15 protein-coding genes are annotated in these 20582 nt (G+C 66.8%); 8 read left to right on the top strand and 7 right to left on the bottom strand.

What is annotated here, in order from left to right; translation table 11 throughout:
- Positions 1–169 precede the first annotated feature (169 nt).
- Positions 170–2014 (bottom strand): BTAD domain-containing putative transcriptional regulator, encoded by a 1845-nt coding sequence (locus OH804_RS04155; RefSeq protein WP_406062844.1) that lies wholly within the window; start codon positions 2012–2014, stop codon positions 170–172.
- 486 nt (positions 2015–2500) lie between these two features.
- On the opposite strand from OH804_RS04155, the gene OH804_RS04150 reads away from it, so the two are divergent.
- Together OH804_RS04150 and OH804_RS04145 are read left to right on the top strand one after the other, a co-directional pair.
- Positions 2501–2827, top strand: a complete 327-nt coding sequence (locus tag OH804_RS04150; RefSeq protein WP_196924276.1) for a hypothetical protein — start codon at positions 2501–2503, stop codon at positions 2825–2827.
- Positions 2828–2906: 79 nt separating this feature from the next.
- The gene (locus OH804_RS04145) at positions 2907–3266 is read left to right on the top strand and encodes a hypothetical protein (RefSeq protein WP_196924277.1); all 360 of its coding nucleotides are present in this window, start codon (positions 2907–2909) and stop codon (positions 3264–3266) included.
- A 23-nt stretch (positions 3267–3289) separates the two neighbouring features.
- Here OH804_RS04145 and OH804_RS04140 read toward each other — a convergent pair whose 3' ends face one another.
- Positions 3290–3835, bottom strand: a complete 546-nt coding sequence (locus OH804_RS04140; RefSeq protein ID WP_196924278.1) for an SUKH-4 family immunity protein — start codon at positions 3833–3835, stop codon at positions 3290–3292.
- Between the two features lie 81 nt (positions 3836–3916).
- A complete protein-coding gene (locus tag OH804_RS04135) occupies positions 3917–4423 on the bottom strand; it encodes a hypothetical protein (RefSeq protein ID WP_196924279.1) in 507 nt (168 codons plus the stop codon).
- 314 nt (positions 4424–4737) lie between these two features.
- On the opposite strand from OH804_RS04135, the gene OH804_RS04130 reads away from it, so the two are divergent.
- The 3 genes from OH804_RS04130 to OH804_RS04120 all read left to right on the top strand — a co-directional run bounded on the left by OH804_RS04130 (position 4738) and on the right by OH804_RS04120 (position 6444).
- Positions 4738–5163 carry a DUF4265 domain-containing protein gene (locus tag OH804_RS04130; protein WP_406062841.1) on the top strand — a complete coding sequence of 142 codons (426 nt, stop codon included), beginning with the start codon at positions 4738–4740 and terminating at the stop codon, positions 5161–5163.
- Between the two features lie 72 nt (positions 5164–5235).
- Entirely contained in the window at positions 5236–5688 is a 453-nt protein-coding gene (locus tag OH804_RS04125) for an Imm1 family immunity protein (protein ID WP_231392752.1), read from the top strand.
- A 195-nt stretch (positions 5689–5883) separates the two neighbouring features.
- A complete protein-coding gene (locus OH804_RS04120; protein ID WP_406062838.1) occupies positions 5884–6444 on the top strand; it encodes a hypothetical protein in 561 nt (186 codons plus the stop codon).
- Positions 6445–7264: 820 nt separating this feature from the next.
- Here OH804_RS04120 and OH804_RS04115 read toward each other — a convergent pair.
- From OH804_RS04115 to OH804_RS04105, 3 genes are all read right to left on the bottom strand, one after another.
- Positions 7265–7714, bottom strand: a complete 450-nt coding sequence (locus OH804_RS04115) for a hypothetical protein (protein WP_196924283.1) — start codon at positions 7712–7714, stop codon at positions 7265–7267.
- A 423-nt stretch (positions 7715–8137) separates the two neighbouring features.
- Complete coding sequence (locus OH804_RS04110) at positions 8138–8599, bottom strand: hypothetical protein (RefSeq protein ID WP_196924284.1); 462 nt, start codon at positions 8597–8599, stop codon at positions 8138–8140.
- 467 nt (positions 8600–9066) lie between these two features.
- Positions 9067–18165 (bottom strand): DNRLRE domain-containing protein, encoded by a 9099-nt coding sequence (locus OH804_RS04105; RefSeq protein WP_406062836.1) that lies wholly within the window; start codon positions 18163–18165, stop codon positions 9067–9069.
- A gap of 152 nt (positions 18166–18317) precedes the next feature.
- Between OH804_RS04105 and OH804_RS04100 the strand changes: the two genes are divergently transcribed.
- The 3 genes from OH804_RS04100 to OH804_RS04090 all read left to right on the top strand — a co-directional run bounded on the left by OH804_RS04100 (position 18318) and on the right by OH804_RS04090 (position 19380).
- Positions 18318–18443 carry a VOC family protein gene (locus OH804_RS04100; protein WP_196924286.1) on the top strand — a complete coding sequence of 42 codons (126 nt, stop codon included), beginning with the start codon at positions 18318–18320 and terminating at the stop codon, positions 18441–18443.
- A 185-nt stretch (positions 18444–18628) separates the two neighbouring features.
- Positions 18629–19060: a hypothetical protein gene (locus OH804_RS04095; protein WP_238657005.1), complete on the top strand. Its 432-nt coding sequence runs from the start codon at positions 18629–18631 to the stop codon at positions 19058–19060.
- A gap of 47 nt (positions 19061–19107) precedes the next feature.
- Positions 19108–19380, top strand: coding sequence for a hypothetical protein (locus OH804_RS04090; RefSeq protein ID WP_406062833.1), 273 nt, complete (start codon positions 19108–19110; stop codon positions 19378–19380).
- A 13-nt stretch (positions 19381–19393) separates the two neighbouring features.
- On the opposite strand, the gene OH804_RS04085 is transcribed toward OH804_RS04090, so the two are convergent.
- The gene (locus tag OH804_RS04085; protein ID WP_196924289.1) at positions 19394–20179 is read right to left on the bottom strand and encodes a L,D-transpeptidase family protein; all 786 of its coding nucleotides are present in this window, start codon (positions 20177–20179) and stop codon (positions 19394–19396) included.
- Positions 20180–20582: the final 403 nt, after the last annotated feature.

Here is a 20582-nt window from a genome sequence, read left to right as displayed (position 1 = left end):
CCACCGGTTGGGCAGGATCGTCCGCAACGAGGTCTGCCAGCGGCTGCTCGACGAGACCCGCTCCGGGCTACCCCGACATCGCGGCCGGCTTCAACCCGGACATGGACGAGTTCTGCCGGGTCGCGGTGGCGATCGTCCGCGCCGACCACGGCTTATCGCCAACCGGCGCTCAGGCGGCGACCGGATCGACCCGCCAGCCGGTCAGCGGGTGTGCGGCGAGCAGCGCCGGCGGGCCGGCCAGCTCCGCCGCGTAGTCGCGCACCAACGCCGGCAGACGGTAGCCGCCCGGATCGGTCCGCTGGGCCAGGTGCGCGTCGACCAGCTCCTCCAGCGCGTGCCGCGCCCGCTGCGCGGAGACGCCGAGCCGAGCCGCCGTCCGCTCGGGCAGCGCGGGCGCGTCCGGTGACTCGCCGAGCAGCTTGAGCAGACGACCGATCAGCTCGTCGCCGGAGCGCAGCGCGGCGACCCCGAGGGCCAGGCTCGACCGCACCGACTGGTCCTCGTAGACCAGCAGGTCCAGCCGATCACGGCGGTCGCGCAACTGGTCGACCAGCGCCGCCACCGAGAGGTCCGGCCGACTGGCCAGCCGCGCGCCGGTGATCCGCAGCGCCAGCACCGAGCCGGCGCAGAGCCGAACCAGCTCGGCCGTGGCGGCCGGTTCCGCCTTCAGCCGGTCGGCGCCGCTGAACGCGGCGACCAACGCCCGCGCCCCCACCGCGCCGACCGGGCCGAGGGCCACCCGCCGCACACCGTCGAGGCTGCGCAGCTGCCGCTGGCCGACGACGATCAGCGCCGGGCCGGGCCCCGCCGGGATCAGTGGCCGCACCTGCTCCGCCCCGGTGACCCCGTCGACCACCAGCAGAAGACGGTGCCCGGCAATCCGGGAGCGGACCCAGCCGGCCCGTTCGTCGACGCTGGCCGGCACCTCGGCGGCCGGCACCCCCAGCGCGCGCAGCACCCGGGCCAGCACCTCGTCGGCCGTCACCGTCGCCTGGTAGCCGAGGTCGACGAAGACCTGTCCCTCCGGGAAGTCGGCGGCCACCGCGTGCGCCGCGCGCACCGCCAGCGCACTCTTGCCGCTGCCCGCCGGCCCGCTGACCACCACGGCGGCCGGCGTCGCGCCGGTCACGGCCGCGACCACGTCCGCCACCTCGGGCGTACGACCGACAAAGGTGACCAGGTCGGCCGGCAGCTCGCGGGGGACCCTGACCGCGGCCGGGGTGACCGGGACGGCCGCAGCGACGACGATCGGGGTGGCCTGCGGAACGTGGGCCAGGTCGGGTGACCGGTCGAGCACGGCCCGGTGCAGCCGGGCGAGATCCTCGCCCGGGTCGATGCCGAGCTGCTCCTGCAGGGTGGCGTGCGCGTCCCGGTAGGCGGTTAGCGCGGCGGGCACCTCACCGCACCGGTAGAGCGCCAGCATCAGCTGCCCCCAGGCCCGCTCGCGCAGCGGGTGGGCCGCGAGGTGCCGCCGGACCTCCGACAACAGCGGCCGGTGCTCGCCGACGGCCAGCCGTGCCTCGGTCAGCTCCTCGAAGACCTGGAGCCGCTGCTCGTCGAGGCTCGCCCAGCGGTTGTCCAATGCGGTCCCGCGGGGGAGGCCGTCGCCGGCCTGGCTGCCGCGCCAGCAGTCCAGGGCCGCGCGCAGCGGGTCCGCGGCGGCGTCCGGCTCGCCGCCGACCAGCAGGCCACGCCCCTCCCCCGCCAGCCGCTGGAACTCGGTGATGTCCAGCTCGTCCGGTCCCAGGTTCAGCTCGTACGCGTTGGGACGGGCGATCAGCCGGTCGCCGAGCACGCGGCGCAGCGCCGCGGCGTGCGACCGGAGGTTGGCCACCGCGGACGCCGGGGGCTCCTCCGTCCACACCATCCCGGTCAGCCGGGCCAGCGAGACGGGATGGTTGGCCTCCAGGGCGAGCCCGGCGAGCACCGCGCGCCGTTTCGCCGGGCCGGGTGTGGCGATCCGGCCGTCGACGCTCAGCTCCACTGTGCCCAGTAGCCGGATCTGAAGTTGCATGTCGTAGCTCCCCCGTTGCACCTTGAGCGCGCTCAGGCTAAACGGACATCGGAGCAGGTAACAAGCGATTCGACCGCTCGGCTATTGTGACGAGAGCCAATGTCCTGAGACGGCGTGTCAGCGTAACGAGATCCCGTCGGCAAACGCTCCCACAGGTGCTCACCCTCGACCTGCGACATCGATGGTCATCGTCGCATCGGTGGCCCGCGGCACCGGTCCTACCCCGTCCCGAGAGGCGGGAAACCCGCCATGACGACCGGACCAATGTCCGGCGCCGGATCGTCCCATCAGCACACACCGCCGACGGCCCCACCGCCAACTCGCCGTACGGCTCGGTAATCACCGCCGATCCGGCCGGTGACCTGGCCGTTTGGGTGGCCGGCTCTCCCTCTGGCGGCGCGTCCCACGTCCAGCGGCGGGGCCGCTCCCCGGCGCGGAGCCCTTCACTTCCTTGCCACCCGACGTGCCGGGATCCAGCCTGCACCAATGCGGGACGAGCCACACGGCACGATGCACGGCTGGATCTGGCGCCGGAACCTGCTGCCGTTCGTGGAGACGATCGCCTACCTTGTCCGGTACGAACTCGATCCGAGCCGCCTCACCGCCGGAGTCGACGGCTCCGACGCCGACGACGACCGCTGGTTCACCCTCGAACTGGACGGCCAGACGCGCGTCGAGCTGCACTTCGCGGCCGCGGAGGACAGCGTGCTGGTGGATGTGGAGTTGGACGGCAACGACGAGCGGTTCGAGGTCAGGGCCGCTCTGTTGCTCGACGTCTGCAGCCGCTACCAGCTGACTCCGCAAGCCACCTGAACCACCTCTCCTCCGCTGTCCCCACCCGGTTCGATCTCCGCCAGTCGGTCCCCGGCGACCCGGTCCTACCCTCGGCGGCATGCGCTACGAGATGGAGAAGTACCTGCCGTACGCGGCATCCCGCGTCATCACGCTCGAGGAGTTGCCCGGCCTGTACGTTCCAGACCACGAACCGGTGTTCGGCTACGGCGACGGCGACGATGACGTGCTGATCGTCTCGCTGCACGAGGAGTTCAGCACCGTTTCGCTGCTTCACGACCGCACCTGGTACTGGCTGGCGGAGTCACCGGCCGCGGAACTGGTGGAAATCCTGCTGTGCGGGCAGGAGTCGTGGGTCCCGGCCGGCGCGCTGGTGCGGCCGGAGACCGGGCTGGCCGCGCTGCGGCTCGCCCACGACGTGCCGGGACTCCTGACCGAGTTCATGTGGCGGGAGCAGTAGCTGCTCCCGCACGACCGGCCCGGTCAGGGGCTCCACCAGTCCACGTCTTCGACCGCGAAGTCACCGACGGACACGTCGTGGACGAAGGTCTTCCAGAACGAGCCCACCAGCTCGTAGGTCGCCGGGTCGACCGCGGCCAACAGGGCCTCCAGTCGTCTCGCGACGGACAGGAACGCCGGAGGTCCTGCGTCCGCCGAGTAGTAGGGATACACGCGCTCCGACACGAGCAGGCATTGGGCGAACATCTCGACGGTGGCGTTGACCGGGAAGGCATCGTCGAATCCTTCCGCGCCGAACAGAACCTGCCCACGCTCGACGTCGAGGAAGAACTGCTCGCCCTCGTCATAGCTTCCCAGCAACACGCAGACCTGACCGCGCCGGATCTGCGTACGGCCCGTCGGCTCGGCCGCCTCGAACAGCAGCGACCGCCGGGGCAGCCCCTGCTGGAGGAGGAACGCGCGGGCGCGCTTGTGGCGGATGACGGCCTCCTGGTGGGACGACCATCTCGTGACGCTCTCAGCGTCCCAGCGCTGGAGGAAAGCAACGGCCGCGAATTGATCAGCGTTCATGAACAAGCACACCTCGCGATCCGACGTGCCCGCTATCGGCCTAGGCTCCGGCCCAACGCAGCATCCCGTGTCGGCGTCCACCTACTCCTGCGCCGCAGTGCGGACGAGTTGCTTCTGATATTCGATCGCACGCATGCAGTTGGCGTTCGCGCGCTCGACGTCGAGGACGACAGGTTCCGCAGTTCCCAGCGGGAGTTCCGGCAGGTCCTCACAGTCACGGATGGCGTCGTAGCAGGCCGACATGATCGTCCACGTGAAGTCCACCGTGACGTCCACTGCCGATACTCCGACAGAATCACTCAGCGCGACAAAGAGCTGCCACAGGTCTTGAAGCTCGACCTCGTCGGCCAGTTCTGAGAGCTGGTCCTCGAGTTCCTCGAACTCCTCCAACTCGACATCCGGTGGCGACCCCGCCGCAGCCGCGCGAACGTAGTCAAGCGCTGCATCGACGGCGCCACGGCCCTCCCCTTCCAGCAGCTCACGCGCCCCGGACGGCAGAACCTCGACCGTCCACTCCAGCAGCCGCACGATCAGGTTGAGTTGCGAATCGGGGTCCAGCCGCCCGAGGATACGGATCTCGTCGGCCATCTCCCGGTCCCACAGAGCCGCCACCGTTGAGCCCCATCCACGTCTTGATTCAACACCCGGGAGGTACCCAACCACCTGCCACGCTGTTCGTACAGTCCCGCGCGGCGCCCGGCGATGACGGGCGGACGCACCCGTGCAAAGACCAGGTGTTGATCAGTTCTGGCTCCAGCGCGGCAACTTGACCTTGATCAACGTCCGCCCGGAGTGCAGCCTGTAACCTCACTGCTCGGAACTCCGGGCGCTCCGAGGCCAGCCCGGTCCTGCGCGGACCGGGAAGGTGCGGGGCCCCGTACGGAAAGAACGGACTTGTTCCCTTGGCGGAAGTCGTTCAGGTGTTGATCGGCACGACACGGGCGGGTCAGGATTCCTTCGAATCGCTGCTCGCAACCCCCGTCGGTCCAGACTTGTATGTGCTGGAACGTTCACCGCTGATGGCGGACGGTATGGCCCGCGGCGATACCGTTCGCATTGAAAATGGCGGGCGAACCTACCGAGTGGTTCGCGACGGCGACCACTACGCGCTGCAGATCTACTACCGCCGGGACCTGGAACTCGAGGACCTCAGAGACATGGAATCGCGGCTTGCCGAGGTCGGCGGCGAGATCGACGCACACGCCGCACGCGTGATTGCCGTGACCATCCCCGCGGCACCGACCTCGGCGTTGGCCACTCTCCTTGACGGTCATCCGCGACGCGGGGACTTCGAATGGCGGATCTCGAAGTCTCCACCCACCGCCTAGCTGTCCCGATGTCCGGGGTGGCCCGCAGCCGATGGTCCTCGCGGGCGGGGGGCGTGAAACCAGAATCGCCGGTTGCAGGAGGGGTTGTTGATGCAGTTCCGGGTAGAGGCCTATTATCGCCCGCAGCATGACGACAAGCGTGAGTTGCTTACCGCGTCAGCGGATGTAGACGGGCTGATCGATTCACTGTTGGCGGGGCCGACTCAGCAGAATCTAGCGGAGCTGCATTCCCTGGAACGGTCACCTCTACCTTCCGGGACTCCCGATCATGAGTTGTTGGTCGGTGCCGACCATAGGCTTCAGGTCGGCGTTCTTGAGTTCATGGATGCCAGCGGAAACTGGACGACCGCAGGGCCAAAAGCGGGCCGCACTGAGGTTCGTTATTCGTGCGTAAGTCATGTGACGGAGTTCCCAGCGAATTCGGAGATTCCGATCGATCTGCTGCGCCGTGCGGTCAAAGAGTTCTGTCTGTCCGGTGGGCAGCGGCCCACGTGCGTCCAGTGGGAGAGGCCGAAATCCTGGTGATCCTCGGAGAACCTGGCCGTGTCGGCGCTGGGCACGGCCTTGGTCCGGCTGTTGCTGCGGGTATTCCGCTTACACACCGCCACCTCGTCGCACTCGCCGTGGGCAGCAATCTCGGCTCCCTGCCGATGGAACCCAAGTCGCACAGGCTCGAATAGCTCGATAGGAGTTCAACCACGTGAGCGAGAGGAAACTCCGGTGACGAACCTGGAGGAGCACATGCGCCAGGCGTCTCTGCTCGGCTTTGCCGCTCGTCAGAGTGCTGCCGCTCTCGTCCTCGTCCGATACTTTGGCTTCGATCAGGATCGGAAGTTCTCGCCCTGGTTCGAACAACATCGGGAAGCACTGTCGCAGGTGCGGGCCCTCGGCGCTCATGTCTACCGTTGGGCGAGTGCTGGCATCGAGGTACCCACCGAGCAATTTCGACAGGTAAGGGAAGTGGTCGAGCGCATTTTGGAGTCCAGCGATCCAGACGGCCCTCCCTTCGAGACGGAGATCGTTGACCATCTGGTGTTGGCAACGGAGGTCTTCGACTACTTGGCAGGGCCAGAGGATCTAGACCGGCTGAGACGTGTCTTCGAGCATGCCGAGGAACTCGCAGAGGCAGCTGAAGACATGGCGACTGATGAATCTTCGTCTGAAGATGCACAAGTAGCCGAGTTTCGTCGCCTGGAGGGCGAGATCCGGCTATTGGACTTGAGTGAGGTGCGAACTGCACAGGAGGCGTCGGATCGGGGGCCCCGTCCCACTCCTTCGTAGTGAGGCGTTCGCGCGGATCTATGCGGACGTAATCGCCAGCGGCTATTCCGACGAGGATGCCGGACGCTACTAGCGCCGCCTTGTCGGCGCCCGTCCTGTTACGGCGGCGCAAGCCGCGGCCAAGAACGTCCATGAGAACGCGTGAGCTACGCGGTCGACGGCGACTCGAACCCCGCCCTTCTAGAGCGCCAGCGGCCGCAGCGCGCATGGAGAGCGTTTGCCCACCTGCCCACCGCTACCGCTTCTGGTGACGCCCAAAGCGGCGGGTGCCCCGTTGTGGTTAAGCGGAGGCACCCGCTGCGGTGCGCGCTACTCTTCGACGAGGAATATTTCTAGCACGACCGGTTCAGCCCAGACGGCGTACGCAAAGGCAGGTCGCTCGACATCATGTCCATTGCTGTCGTCGATAACAATCGTGCGGGTTCGGGGTCCATAACGCACCTGGTACCTCAGGCCCTCCACGTCAACCGTCCCGCATCGTCCGTCTTTGCCCGGGACGCGCTCTCGGTCGAGTACCGACACGGGCCAGCCTTCCTTCTCGGCCTTGTAGCACCATAGGTCCAAGGCTCGTTCAAAATCTTCAGGAGCGGCGTAGACGCCGCCAGTCCTTCCGACTACATCGGTCGGATCGACTCTTTTGTCCATTACCTTGCCTGCCTCACCCCGAGCGGACGCTGAGATTGCCAGCAACTCTTGTCCCGTCCCAGATGTAGGTGCCTTTTACAGCTTCCGCAGATGAGTGAAGAGCCCACCCCTATCGCCAGGAATGGGCCCTTCACTCAATCAACGATTGCTCATCCTTCGTCTTCGTCTTCATCGACTACGCGGCACCACCAACTCTGGACTCATATTCCACCCAGCGGTCATCGTCGGCTTCGAGGGTGCCGTCGACATCCACGAAGAAGACACCGGTTTGATAGAGCTCGAGAAACCCATCAACCATCTCTTCGACCGAATGGAAAGAAATCTCCGTGTCGCCGCCGGACATGACGGTGAAGACACCCACTTCATGCAGCGACTCGTCGAAGACAGCAGCGTAGAAGTCACCACCACCGGAACCCAGCAACGGCACCCAGTGATCGCCCAACTCCGCGTCGGCGTCGATGTAGCCAGACATGATTGACTTAGCTTCGATAATCGACAGCGGCCAGTAACCGGGTATGACCGAGGCGTCATCCTGCGTCTGCCCGGGCGTGCCAGCGACTCCGTTGCTCCAGTTGAACCACTGAGCCACCACGTCCGGGATCGGCTCGCCGAACGCAGACTTCACGTCTTCCACGCCTGGGCCGGGAACACGCGCGGCAACCACCGGTCGACCAGCTGTAGCCAAGTGAGCCCACAGCGCCTCGAGTGACTGCGACAGCACAGGAAACCTCCCGTTCACCGACCACTGAGTGCGGCACGCCCGAAAGCAGACGCTCTCGATGTCCCTGCCTGGCAACGCCGCCTCCCGTGAGCGGGCGGGTGCCCTCCCCTGGACTCGTGAACAGACCCATGGCGGGTGCCGGGCCCCTCGCCGGCGCCACAACCGCCCGGCAGCCTGACGAAGACGCCCACGACAGGCACGAGCCGCTATTCGAGACGCTCTTCACCTAACCCCGCACAGACGTGAGGCCGGATCACCTGTCGTGGATCCGGCCTCACGTGTGCCAGCGCCATCAGCGCCCGTCATTGACGTACGACGCCATCCGCCTCAACGTCCGAGTGCTTCGTTCACGAGCCTCTTCTGAAAGGCGATCGTCTCAACGCACCTGGCGTTCGCTCGCTCGGCTTCCACCGTCCACTCCGGCAGTTCCTCTCGATCGAGAAGCCCTTCATAGCAGAAGGAGAGGACGCCGTAGAGAACCTCACCCGTCAGCCCCTCAGGCGCGTCGGCACAAGCCAAGAGGGCGGACAACATGTGCGATGTGCCGGGCTCGTCCGCCACGTCCAGGACGTCCTGATACTCGTCGAGCATCTCCTCGGAGAGATCGATCTTGTCCCGGCCGGCCGACAGCGCTTCACGGCCGGCCGCCATTCCCCGATCCAGGTAGTCGGTGATTTCCGCTGTCTCGATCTGACCCATCTTATCGCGGGTCCATTCCATCACTGCCATTGCCAGGGCCAACCGCTGCGGGGGCTGAATGCTCTGCAACTCATCCCGCAAGGGCTGCATCTCGTGGTCCCAAAGAAGCAACTGGTCCTCCAGTTTTCGCTATCGCCCAGTGAAGCGATCCAAAACAAACATGGTCAAGAGATTTCGGGACAGTGAACAGTTGATCCTCGCTGATGCCACCCACCCCGTCGACCGCTCTGCTGACCCGATCAGGACTGGCCAGGTGGCCGGTATGGCGATCGCCCCGCAGTGCGTTCCAGCCCACTCCACAGTGGCGGACCAGGGAACGGAAGCGCATGACGCGATCATACAGACTTGTTGACTAGCCTGCTCCGCCGCACCTCACGCCGCGGCCACAGTTGCTCTTCGATGCGTCGACGCTCAGGACGAAGATCCGGCCACCGGTGCAGAGTAAGCGAAGACCTTGCGTGGCATGCGACCAGCCACCGCCTCCCGAGATTCCCGAGGAGGCGGTGGCTGGCACCAATCCGACAGAGTCGGTGAACTACCCGACCGGCAAGGTGCGGTTAGCCGACGCCGGCCCCCCACCTACCGACTACTCGGATGTTCGGATACTTACCGCTTCCAATTCTGCCGCCACAGTTCTGGCCCGGTTTACCGGTGGGACGCACCAGGCCACAAGGGATTCGAGAGGTTGCAATGCGACCGTCGGATCCCACCTTGCCCTTGTCGACGGCATTGAGCATGATCTGCTCGGCATCCGTCTGGTTCGGGCCTCGCAGGTCCGCGCCGGAAACTCGCCGGTAGCCGAGCTTCTCGGCCAGAGCGCGAGCATCCGGGTTGGTGTTGTTCCGATTGACGGTGTAAACAAGCTCCCCATTGAGGTGACCCGTACTCACCGTCGTCCCGTTGTACGCACGGTCTCCGTACCTCGTTTGCCAGGTTTTGGCAATTGCGTCGGCATCGGCCTGGAGTTCCGCGTCCGTCTTGCAGGAGTTGTTGTGGACGAGGAGCGGAGTGCCATTTGCGACCACGTAGTAGCTGTGGACGCCATCGACGGTGAGGTTGTGAACCCGCTCGTGCCTGACGGTCTGCTTGACCGCCGTGATCTGAACCCAAGTCCCAGCAGCCGTCTGCAGCCACATGCCGGGCTTGAGCTGCTCGGCCTTGGCCCACACGCCGGCGTCGGGGAGCCAGACCAGGTGGGCATCAGTGGAGGTGATGCTCCCGGTCTTGGAGCCGTCCTTGCCGTCAAGGTCGACGGTGAAGGTGACGAAGGTCTTCTTACCCTCGACGCTGCGGGCGTTGGTGACGACACGGTCCTGGTTCTGGCCGGTCTCCACGTCGGTGGCCAGCACCCGGTCGCCGACCTTCAATTCCTCGATGACCTTGCTGCTGCCGTCGGCCATCACCACCTTCGTGCCTGGCACGAAGCTGTTGGGACGAGGAGGAACGCGGCAGGAAGGTGCGGACGGCTCGTTGGGCTTGGCACTCGGCGTATTGGTGGGAAGCGCCTTCTGCCCGTCGACGGTGGCCTCGACACCCTTTTCGAGGTCCTTGGCCGTGTCGATACCGTCGGCGATCTTCTTACCCGTCTTCGCCAGCTTGGCCGCGGCCACCGCGTTACCCGCCAGCGGGATCGCGGAAGCCATCGACAGAGCCGCGTCGACGTAGTTGCCCTCAGCGGCGTACCAGATGCCGTTGGCGACGTCGGCGACCTCACCGATCACCGGCACCATCCCGGCGACGTCCAAGGCGGCGTGGCCGATATCCGACCACGACATCCCGAACAGGTGCCCGTCCAGCTCGATGAAGCTGACCGGGTTACCGCCGGCAAACGAGTAGCGGTTACCCGTGAACGGGTCCATCGCCAGACCCATGTCGGCCATGGCGCCGCCATAGGTGTCCCGCGTCAGGAACCGGTTCAGACCCGGGTCGTAGTTACGGAACCCCATGTCGTACGTACCCGAGCCCGCGTCCCACCGGGAAGCGTTGAACCGGAACGCGTTGTACGGCTCCTCACCCTCCGGCTGCGCACCCGGCTTGTCCACGCCGGTGAACTGCGACTCGTCGTCCGAGCCGTACGCCGTGTAGCCGTACGTCGCCCGAGTCTTGCCGTCCTCCTTCGTGATACCGATGACGTCACCGCGCGGCCGGTAGATGAACTGCGAGTACTCCCGGCTGCCGTCATCCTTGTGCTTGATCTGGGTCAGCTGCTGACCCCACGGGGCGTATTGGTACGACTTCTCCGCCTTGCCGGCGATCTCCTCGCGCAGCACCTGGTTGTCCATCCCCAGGTACGTGAACAGGGTGGTCTTGCCGTCCGCCGTCTGCGACACCGTCCGGTCGAACGGGTCGTACACGTAGGTGGTCGACTTGGCCGTGGCGCCGACACCCGCGGTGGTCTTCGCGGTGCGGTCGAAACCGTCGTAGTAATACTTCTGCGCCCGCTCGCCGCCGACCGACACGGTGTCGAGGCGGCCCAGCGGGTCGTAGTTGTACGTCTCCGTCACGCCACCGGTTGTGGTGGAATGCAGCCGGTTCCGGTCGTACTTGCTGGTGCTCGTCGTACCGGCGACCGTCTGCGACACCGTGTTGCCGTTGGCGTCGTAGACGTAGGTCTCGGTCGACGTGCTGTCACCGGTCTTGTCGAGCTTGGCGATCCGGTCCTGCGGGTCGTAGTTGAAGACGTACGTGTTGTCGATGTAGTCCGACCCGTTGTCGGCGTTCATCAACTTGAGCACGTCCCGCGACGGGTGCCCGTTGGCCTGGTACTCCAGCGTGTGCTCCGCGACGGTCGCCCCGCCGGAGGTCTTCTCCAGCTGGTGCTTGGTGGCGCCGTCGAGGTAGTACTCGAAGTCCACGGTGTTGCCGTTGGGCTTGGTCTGCTTGAGCATCTGCCCGCGAGCGGTGTACGTGAACGTCGAGATCTGCTGGTTGCCCGCCGTCGGCGAGTCGGCGTTGGTCACCTTGGCGACCATGTCCCGCGCGTCGTACTCGATCTTCGACCAGGTGAGGTCGTGGGTCGAGGTGAGCGGGTTGCCGTTGTCGTCGTAGGTCAGCGCCGTGGTGTTCTTCGGCTCCGTCGCGGTCCCGACGAACTCCTTGACCGACGAGATCTGGCTCAGCTGGTCGTACGCGATGTCGTACCGGTCAACCTTCGCGCCCGGGCTGAGGTCCTTGACCTCGACCAGCATCCCGTTCGGGTTGTACTTGTACGTGAACTCCTTCTTCTCGTTGTCCACGTCACCGGCGTTGTCGCGCACCAGCTTGACCGCGTCGGCGAGCACCTTGCCCGTCGCCTGGTCGGTGACGGTGATCTTCTGGACGCCGTCCTCAACGAACGGGTAGCTGCCCAGGCTGATCCAGGAACCGGTGTTCTGGGTCTGGTTCACCGTCTTCACGACGCTGCCGCCGCTGTGGGTGATGGTGAACTTCGCGTCCGTCGCGGCACCGCTGACCTGCGGGTGCCGGACGAACACCTCGTAGCTGCCGTCCCGGGGGATGTTCAGCTGCCAGTTGAACTGCGCCGACCCGCTGCCCGCCGGCGCGGTGGCCACGTCGTAGCCGTAGTTCCCGGTCGCGGCGCCGCTGGTCCAGCTGCCCTGCGAGGCGGTGTTGTTCGAGTCGGAGTTGTCGACCAGGACCACGTCCTTGCCGACCGGCAGGCCGTCCTCCGATCGCCCCTTCTCGTTGCCGGACTGGTAGTACTCCCACGTCATCGTCCGCGTGGTCGACCCGCCGGCCGAGCTCAGCGTGTTCTTGGTCTGCTGGCCCAGGTCGTTGTAGTCGTACGAGTTGACGATGTCCCACGGGTCCTTGGACGTCTTCGTCAACCCGTTGTCGTAATAGGTGTACTCGGTGTCGTTACGGACGCTCTGCCCCTCCGACGGCGGCGCGCTGACCTTCTTCAGGTTGCCGATCTCGTCGTAGGTGTAGAAGGTCTTGTCCGGCGTGTTGTAGCGGCTGTCGTCCTTGTCGTAGGACGACCACTCCTCCTTCTTGCGGTTGAGCGCGTCGTAGACGGTCACCACGGCGAAGTCGTCGGCGTCGTCGGCGGTGTCCACACCGCGTGGCGTGATCGCCTTCGTCTGGTTGCCGACCTGGTCGTACTCGTACTTGCTCGTCCGGTAGACGTTGTTGCCGGAGGCGTCCTTCTTGTGCGGCACCTTCGACTCGACCAGCGCGCCGCGGGCGTCGTACGTCGCCAGCGACTCGTTGCCATCCGCGTCGGTGGTCCCGAGCGTCAGGCCGTCCTTGTCGTACCGGGCCGTGGTGAACTTGCCCACCGCGTCGGTGGTCTTGACGACCCGGTGGTTCCAGTCGTAGTCGAACTTCGACGTGTAGTCGTCCGCCGCGCTGGCGGTCTTCTTCGCGTCGTAGAGGACGGTGACGTTGCCGACGTTGTCGTACTCCGAGACCACCTTCTGGCCGAGGCCGTTGGTGACCTCGATCGGCTGGTAGATCGCGTCGTACTTGGTGGTCGTGGTGTAGTCACCGACCGTGGAGGTCAGGTTGCCCTGCGGCTCCGTGGCGGTCAGGACGTTGCCGACCTTGTCGTACGTCGTGGTGCTCTTGCGCTCCGGGTCGGTTGCCACGTCCTTCGGCGCGTACGACTCGGTGACCTGGTCGGCCTTGTCGTAGACCGAGGTCGACTCCGCTCCGTTGGCCGCGTACGCCGTGGTGATGTTGTCGTTGGCGTCGTAGACCGGGGCCTTGGTCGTGATGAAGCGGTTGTTCGCCGCGTCCATCGGCTCGACCTTCGCCTTCGGCCGGCCGAAGGTGTCGTACGCCTGGGTGACCTTGGCGTTCTTGCCGTTCTTGACCTCGAGGGTGTTGCCCCGGTCGTCGTACGTGAAGTACGAGAAGCCCGGACCAGGATCCTCGATCGTCGTCGGGTAGCCGCTGGGGTGGAAGGGACCGTACTTGGTGGTGTTGCCGTTGGCGTCCTTGGCGGTGAGGAGTTGGCCCCACTCGTCATAGGTGCTGGTGCTCGTGTAGTCACCGGCGGTCGCCGTGGTGTTGCCCACCGGATCGGTGACCGTCTCGACGTCACCCTCGGCGGTGTACGTGAAGGTCCACTTGCGGCCCTCCGAGCTGGTCTTGCTGACCACCTCGGCCACGTAGCCGTTGAGCTGGCGCTGGTAGGTCAGCGCCGTGCCGGGCCAGCCGTTCTTGACCGCCTCGGCGTCCTTGACCAGCGTCGGGTAGCCGGTCTTGGCGTCGTACGCCCAGGTGGAGACCGCGCTGTTGGCTTCCTCGAGCCGGACCACGTTGTGGTCGTCGTCCCAGCCGAACTTCGTGGTCTCGTTCTTGGCGTTGGTGGTCTGGTAGGCCCGCCCGTAGCCGTCCAGCTGGTAGGCCGTGGCGTGGTTCTCGGCGTCGGTGACCGTGGCGTTGATGTTGTTGCCCTGTGGGCCGTCCGGGTCGACGTAGCCGAACTGGGTCAGGTAGCCGAGCCGGTCGGTGTACGACTTGGTGGTCCAGTGCCACTTCGGGTCGTCGCCGGCCTGCGGGTAGTTGTAGACCAGGTTGGTCGCGTTGCCCCGCGGGTCGGTGGTCTTGACCAGCTTGACGTTCTTGTTGCCCTGGGTCATGTCGTAGGCGAACTTGAACGTCTTCGGCGCGCCGTCGGTCGAGCCGGCACCATCGATCAGCTCACCGAGCAGACCCTTGTCGGTGTACGCGAAGCTGAGCTTCCGCCCGGAGATGTCGGTGATCGCCGAGATGTGGTCGATGATCTTCGGGTTGGTCAGGCCGGTCCCGGTCTTGCGGGTCCAGGTGACATCGTCGATGTAGTCGTAGGTCTGACCCTTAGCGAAGTACTCGACGGTCAGGGTCTGACGGCCGGTCGCGTCGAGGATGTACTTGAGGAACTTCGTCGGCTTGTTGTTCGACTTGCGCTCCTCGTACACGAAGCGCATCTCGTTCTGGTTGTTGTCCACGATGCTGGACAGGAAGCCCTCGCAGTCGTAGAAGAACTGCGTCCGGTCCGGCCGGGTCAGCACCCACGCCTTCGGCTCCTGGACGTTGGGCTTGCAGTCCACGCTGCTGTACTTCTGCAGGTAGAGGTGCACACCCTTCGGGCTCTTCCACTCGTTCGCCGCCGCGTCCCAGGTGAACCAGTGGCTCGTACCGTCACCGTCGGTCAGCGTGACCTTGGTCGGGTTCGGGTTCGGGTGGAAGTCCAACGGCGTGCCCAGGCGCATCAACGACGACGCCTGCAGCGACCAGCCGAACCCGGCGACCGAGTCGCTGGTGTCCAGCGAGTTGTAGGCCAGCCGCACGAACGTCGACAGCCCGCGGGACGGGTTGTTGATCGCGTTGTACGACCACACCGTGTTGCCGGAGTAGAGGTTGTTCATCAGCGAGCCGCCGGCGCCGGTGTTCTTCCCCGCGTACGAGTAGAACTTCTCCAGACCCAGCTGGTCGGAGGTCGGCTCCTCCACCGCCACGTTCTGCGGCAGCGGCTGGATCGCCGGAGTGGTCTCCGACAGCTTCTTGCCGGTGAGCTTGTTGCGCAGATCCCACTGCAGCACGTAGTCGGTGCGCTTGTTCCCGTCCGTCGACGACGGCGGGGTCTTCACCTGCGCGGCCACATCGACCGTGCCGCCGGCCGGGACGCTCTTCGGCAGCGCCGTCTTCAACTCGAAGGTGGCGTCCGCGCCGTCGGTGATCCCGTCGGGCCGCTTCCAGTCGTACGCCAGCTCCCAGTCGGTCGGGTTCCACGCCGCCAGGGTCGGGTTCGACAGGGTCATCGGCACCGTGTACGTGGCGTTCGGCGTCGTCAACGCCGGCGTCGAGGCCGCGTAGTAGGTCGACTCGGCATTCTGCTCGAGGTAGGTCACCTCCAGCGTCGGGCGCAGCAACGGCTCCTGCGCCTCGGACGACAGCAGCATCGCCCGCGCGGTCTGGTTCACCTCGTCGCGCTGACGCAGCAGCAGACCGTTGTTGCTGGTCGGGGTGGTCACCCAGCCCTTAACCGCAGCGGTGATGTCCCAACTCGCCCACTCCGGGTCGTTGGTGAAACCGGTGGTACCCGCCTTCCAGGTGGTGTCGTAGTCACCACCCGCCGTGGTCCACGCGTTGACACCGTCGTAGGTGTTCCAGGTCGCCTTCGTCTCGGTGAACGCCCGCTTGAGCTTGTAGACGTCCACGTACTCGTCGGTGTCCGTACCCGGGAACAGCGACGTGTTGTACAGGCGCAGGTCGGCGTCGACGACCTGGGCGTCGGTCGGGATCCCGGTCAGCGTCGGGAACTTCACCAAACCGTGGGTGTCGCCGTAGTAGGGCGAGTTGTTGCCCGGGCTGACGTACGGGTCACCGTCGTAGACGTCCACGTTCTCCGTCGGCCGGCTCTGCGCCAGCGTGGTGTCCGTGGTGCCCGTGCGGTAGATCCGGGTGATCTGACCCGCCTTCGGCAGGATCGCCGACTGCGTCGGACCCGCGATCAGCCGCCCGTCCTTGGTCTTGACCGCGACCATGTAGTAGTAGAACTTCCGCGCCAACGGGTCGGTGTTGTCCGCCGGCGTGGGGACCGCGGTGGTGTCCTGGTAGGTGCGGGTCGTGCTGGAGACCGGCGCGACCAGGGTGGCCGCCGACGGCGTGTACTCCTGGAAGATGCTGCGGTGCACCTGGTACTCGGCGATGTCCGTGCCCGGGTAGGCCGGCCAGTCCAGCACCGCACCGGTCGAGGTGATCGTGGTCGGCGGGTTCACCGCGATACCCGGGGTACCCCAGGTGACCACCAGCTTCGGCAGGTTGTAGTCCCGCCGCGCATTGTTGTACGCGAACTCCGACGCCTCGAAGATCGGGCCGCCGCGGCCCTTCTTCGCCTCGTCGACCGCCTTGACCATGAAGCCGTAGTTCGGCTGGGACTTGTTGACCCACTCCTGCACGGCGTTGCGGACCGGGAACGAGCTCCAGACGTTGGAGACCGCGGCCTTCTTGGTGGTCACGCCCCAGCGGGTGAAGCGGACCGCGTCCGCGATCACCGACTTGCCGAGCACGTCGCCGAGGACGACCTTGCCGGTGGTGCCGGCGACGAACGGGTGTACGCCGAGGGTCTTCCACTCACCGAGACCGCTGCCGGTCTGGTCGACGTTGTAGGTCTTGGACCCGCCGTTGTAGTAGACCGTGTAAGGGGCGTTGGTCGGCCGGTCCGCCTCGGAGACGTAGTGGACCTCGACCTGGTAGTCACCCGACTCGGTGATGGTCGGCACCCAGGTGTGGGTGTTCCCGGCAGTGGTGTCGCTGTTGTAGCGGTAGTCGCCGTTGATCGCCAGCGGCGTCAGCTCGGCGTTGGCCGAGTACGGCCAGGTGCCGCTGATCGACGTGCCGGAGTCACCGTCGTCCTTGGTGACCATGTTGCCGGCCGGCTGTGCGGCCATGTTGGCGTTCATGTTCGACCAGTTCGCGGTGCTGTCCGTCCACGGCTGGGTGACCCGCCGGGCCTCCATCGCCACGTCGAAGCCCCACGCGTGATGGGTCTGCGAGTAGTACATGTCCAGCCGCGCGTCGTCGATCGGCGTGTTCGCCGGGACCGAACTGACGTCGAACTTGACCAGGGACCGCCACGACTGAGAGGCGTCCGTGCCCACCTTCAGCTGGTAGGTGTCGTTGTAGTTCGTGGTGGTGGCGCCGGAGTAGATCGCGACGTCCTGCGCGTCGGTCGGCACCGGCTGCACCTTGATGGTCGGGTCGACGACCACCGGGTACACCCGCGCCGAGTCCGCCAGCCAGCCCGCGTCGGGGGTGACGGTGACCGTCGTGGTGGCACCGGACTGCGTCACCTTCTGGGTGACCTTGTCGCTCCACACCTTGCCGTGCGGCGAGGCCTTGTCGTCCTTGTCGTCGAACATGAACGGCGCGGGCATCTCGAAGTACGTCCGGCCGCCGTCGCGGCCGACGAACGCGATCGAGCCGTCCTCGCGCTGCTGCGCGACCAGCCCCGCGGTGTCCAGCGTGAACGTGTAGGACACCGGCGCGGCCGGGGCCTTACGCAGGACGATCTTCTCCTTGAGCGCGGTCGACGTGACGTCGTAGACCACGTCCGCGCCACCGGCCACGCCGGGGTAGGTCACCGTCGAGCCGGACACCTTCGGCGTGACCGCCTGCGGCGCGCCCGCCAGCCCCAGCTCGATGCTGCGGCCGTCCTGCTCGAACCGAGCCAGCTCATCCGAGCTGTCCCCGAAGAGGCTGGTGAAGGCGTTCGTGCGGTTGCCCTGGACGTAGCCCTTGTCGTTGGTCGGCCGGACGGTGGTGTCGATGGGCTGGTAGCGGCCCTTCGAGTCCTTGTAGTGCACCGGCACCGCGGAGATCTCCGCCTGGGTGCGCCCGTCGGACAGCTGGTAGGTCTTGCCGTTCGCCGTACGCTTGCCGGTCAGCTCCTTGACCCGCTTCTGCGCCGGCCACGCCTTGCCCGCCGGCGTGTTCTCCTGCACCGACAGCCCGGCGCTGATGACCTCCGGCCTGGGCCGGTCCGGCCCGTCGCCGACCAACCCGCGGGCGGCGCCCCCGAGCCGGTCGAGCAGACCCTTTCCGTCGTCGTCGGCGCTCGCGGCGCCTTCCGGTCTCTGTTCGGACAGGACCTGCGTCCCGCCCAGGGTGGCCGCCAGGGCCACCACCAGGGCCGCGATCAGCGGTCCCCGTAGCTTCCTTCTCACCCGTTACCCTCCGGTCAAGGGCCAATACGTCGGGTAGAAGCTAGGGAGAGGACATACACCGACAGCTATCGTCCGGCTATCTCGCGACGGTATCGGCGGCCGGGCCCGTTTCAAGGATCTCTGCCTCGACGCCGCGGACCCGCTCGCGCTCGGTGGCACTGATCACGGCTGGCGCGACGCTGCCGCAAGAACCGCTCGACCAGGCGCACTGGTGGTGGGTGCTGGCCGACCCCGAGGGCAACGAGTTTTGCGCCTTCGCACCACGCCCCACCGGGTGAACGACCGACTACCCAGCGCGGGCGGCGTCGGCTAGCGTTTTCCTAGCGCCGTAGCCGGCGCGTTCGCCGCCGCCGTCGACACGCCTCCGGCCGACCCATGCCTGCCCGATCGGTTGGTTATCGCGGGAACGTCCCACCGCCGCTGCCCCGGTTCGGCAGGATCGTCCCAACGAGGAGGTGCCGTCGTGCAGGACACCCGCGCTCTCGCCCTGACGTTCGAGGTGAGCGGCCTGCCACCGGTCAAGACCGAAGCGTTGTCCATCTTCGCCGCCGGGCATCGGCAGGCGACGAGGGTCCGCACCCTGCTCCAGGCCGCCCTCGCCGCGGCCCAACGCACCGGCTGGACGCCGTTGCCCGGGCCGATCGAGGTGGACCTGGTGTTGCGCTGCCCGCCCGGGCACCGTACGTCCGACGCCAGCACCCTGCTCGGCGGCGTCTGCGCGGTGTTGCAGGACAAGAAGCGGGTGTCGACCATCGGCCTCGCCCACCTCGGCGTCCTGGTGGACGTCGCCCTGTACGACGACGACCGGCAGATCCGCCGGTTGTCGTACCACGAGGAACCGGCGGAGGACTTCTCGTACCAGGTGCGGGTCGCCGCCGTACCGACCGGGGTTTGACCGACGTCCGCGGTGGGGTACCGCGGACGCCGACGAAGGGAGCACCGATGTCGGAGCCACATGTCACGCTCGACCCCCGCGGGCTCGATCCTGTGCAGCAGAAGCTGCGCGGCCCGCTGGAGGAGCAGCTGACCTCGGCGCTTCAGGCCGCCACCGACCGGGTCCGCGCCGACTACGCCGGCGAACCGGTCGAGCAGGTCTGCCAGCGGCTGTTGGAGGAGACCCGCTCCGGGTTGCATCCCGACATCGCTGCCGGGTTCAACCCGGACATGGACGAGTTCTGCCGGGTGGCGGTGTCGATCGTCCGACGCGAGGGCTGAGCCACCACACTTCTCAGTATCGGCTGAGCTGGGCGTACGGGCTGAGCACGATGCGTGGTGACAGCGCCGGGTCCAGCCAGTTGAGCACGTCGACCAGGTGGTCGTGGGCGAGCGAGACGCAGCCGGCGGTGGCGTTGCCGGCGGTGGTGCTGAACTGGTGCAGGAAGATCCCACTGCCCGCGTTCGGCACCGGCTTCGCCACGTTCGGCGGCATGTTGTAGGTGATCACCGCGAAGTGCGTGTACGCGGGAACCTCCTGCCACAGCGCCTCGCTGGCCCCGCCCGGGTTGGTGGCACTGTGCTGGAAGGTGTTGTACAGCGCGGACGACGGGTTCTCGTTCCACCAGTCACCGCTGACCAGCCGGTGGTAGGGGAAGCGCACGCCCGGGTTGGCGGCGATGCCGTACATGGTGGGGCCGATCGAGTAGACGCCGGTCGGCGTGGTCGGCACACCCTCCACGTGGTTGTCGCTGAAGCCCTTCGAGCCGATCCGGGCGGGCAACTTCGCCGCGGCCGGCTGCCAGCCGTTGCGGACCCGCACGTACGCCTCCAGCGTGGCGTAGGTGGTGGTGTAGCTGGTGGCGCCGACGATGATCACCTGCTTCGTCTCCGCCGGCAGCGTCCGCAGTTCACTGGCGCGGTTGTGGAGCGGCAGCGCCGACCGGGGGCCGGGCACCGGGGCAATGCCCCAGGTCGGGCGCAGCGGCCCGCTCGCACCGAGTGCGGGTGCGGCCGGGGTGAGCACCGCCGGGGCGGCCAGACCTGCCGCCGCGCCGAGCAAAAGGGACCTGCGCTTCATGCCGCCATCCTGACAGTCGATCTGGCGAGCGGTCTGCCCCGCTCGCCACGGTTGAACGATTCGCCGGCCGGGTCAGGACCGGGTCCGCAACTACCCGGCCCTGACCCTCGGCCGTCCGACAGGGAAGCGGACAGCTCCGGCACCCCGCGGCGCGGGCGTGGCACGTGACGCCGCACGCCGGAACGGGGTGGGCCAGCCACTCCGTCAGCACTCAGCTCCACGGTGCTCATCCGCCGAACGCCGACGCGCCCCGACACACCCCGAAAGGCCGCGAGCGCCGGACCAGGCTAGGTGTGCTCCGGTCGACCGGACAAGCCGCGTCGGACCGTCGGAGGCAGGAGTGATGCCACGGGGAAAAACAGGCATCTCGGCGTAACGCCACCATGATCGCCGACGCTGTTTG

The sequence above is a fragment of the Micromonospora sp. NBC_00860 genome, assembly GCF_045207375.1.
In the GTDB taxonomy this organism is placed as follows: Bacteria; Actinomycetota; Actinomycetes; order Mycobacteriales; family Micromonosporaceae; genus Micromonospora; species Micromonospora vinacea.
The sequence above is the reverse complement of the archived record's forward strand: the minus strand, read 5'-3'. Positions and strand labels throughout refer to the sequence as shown.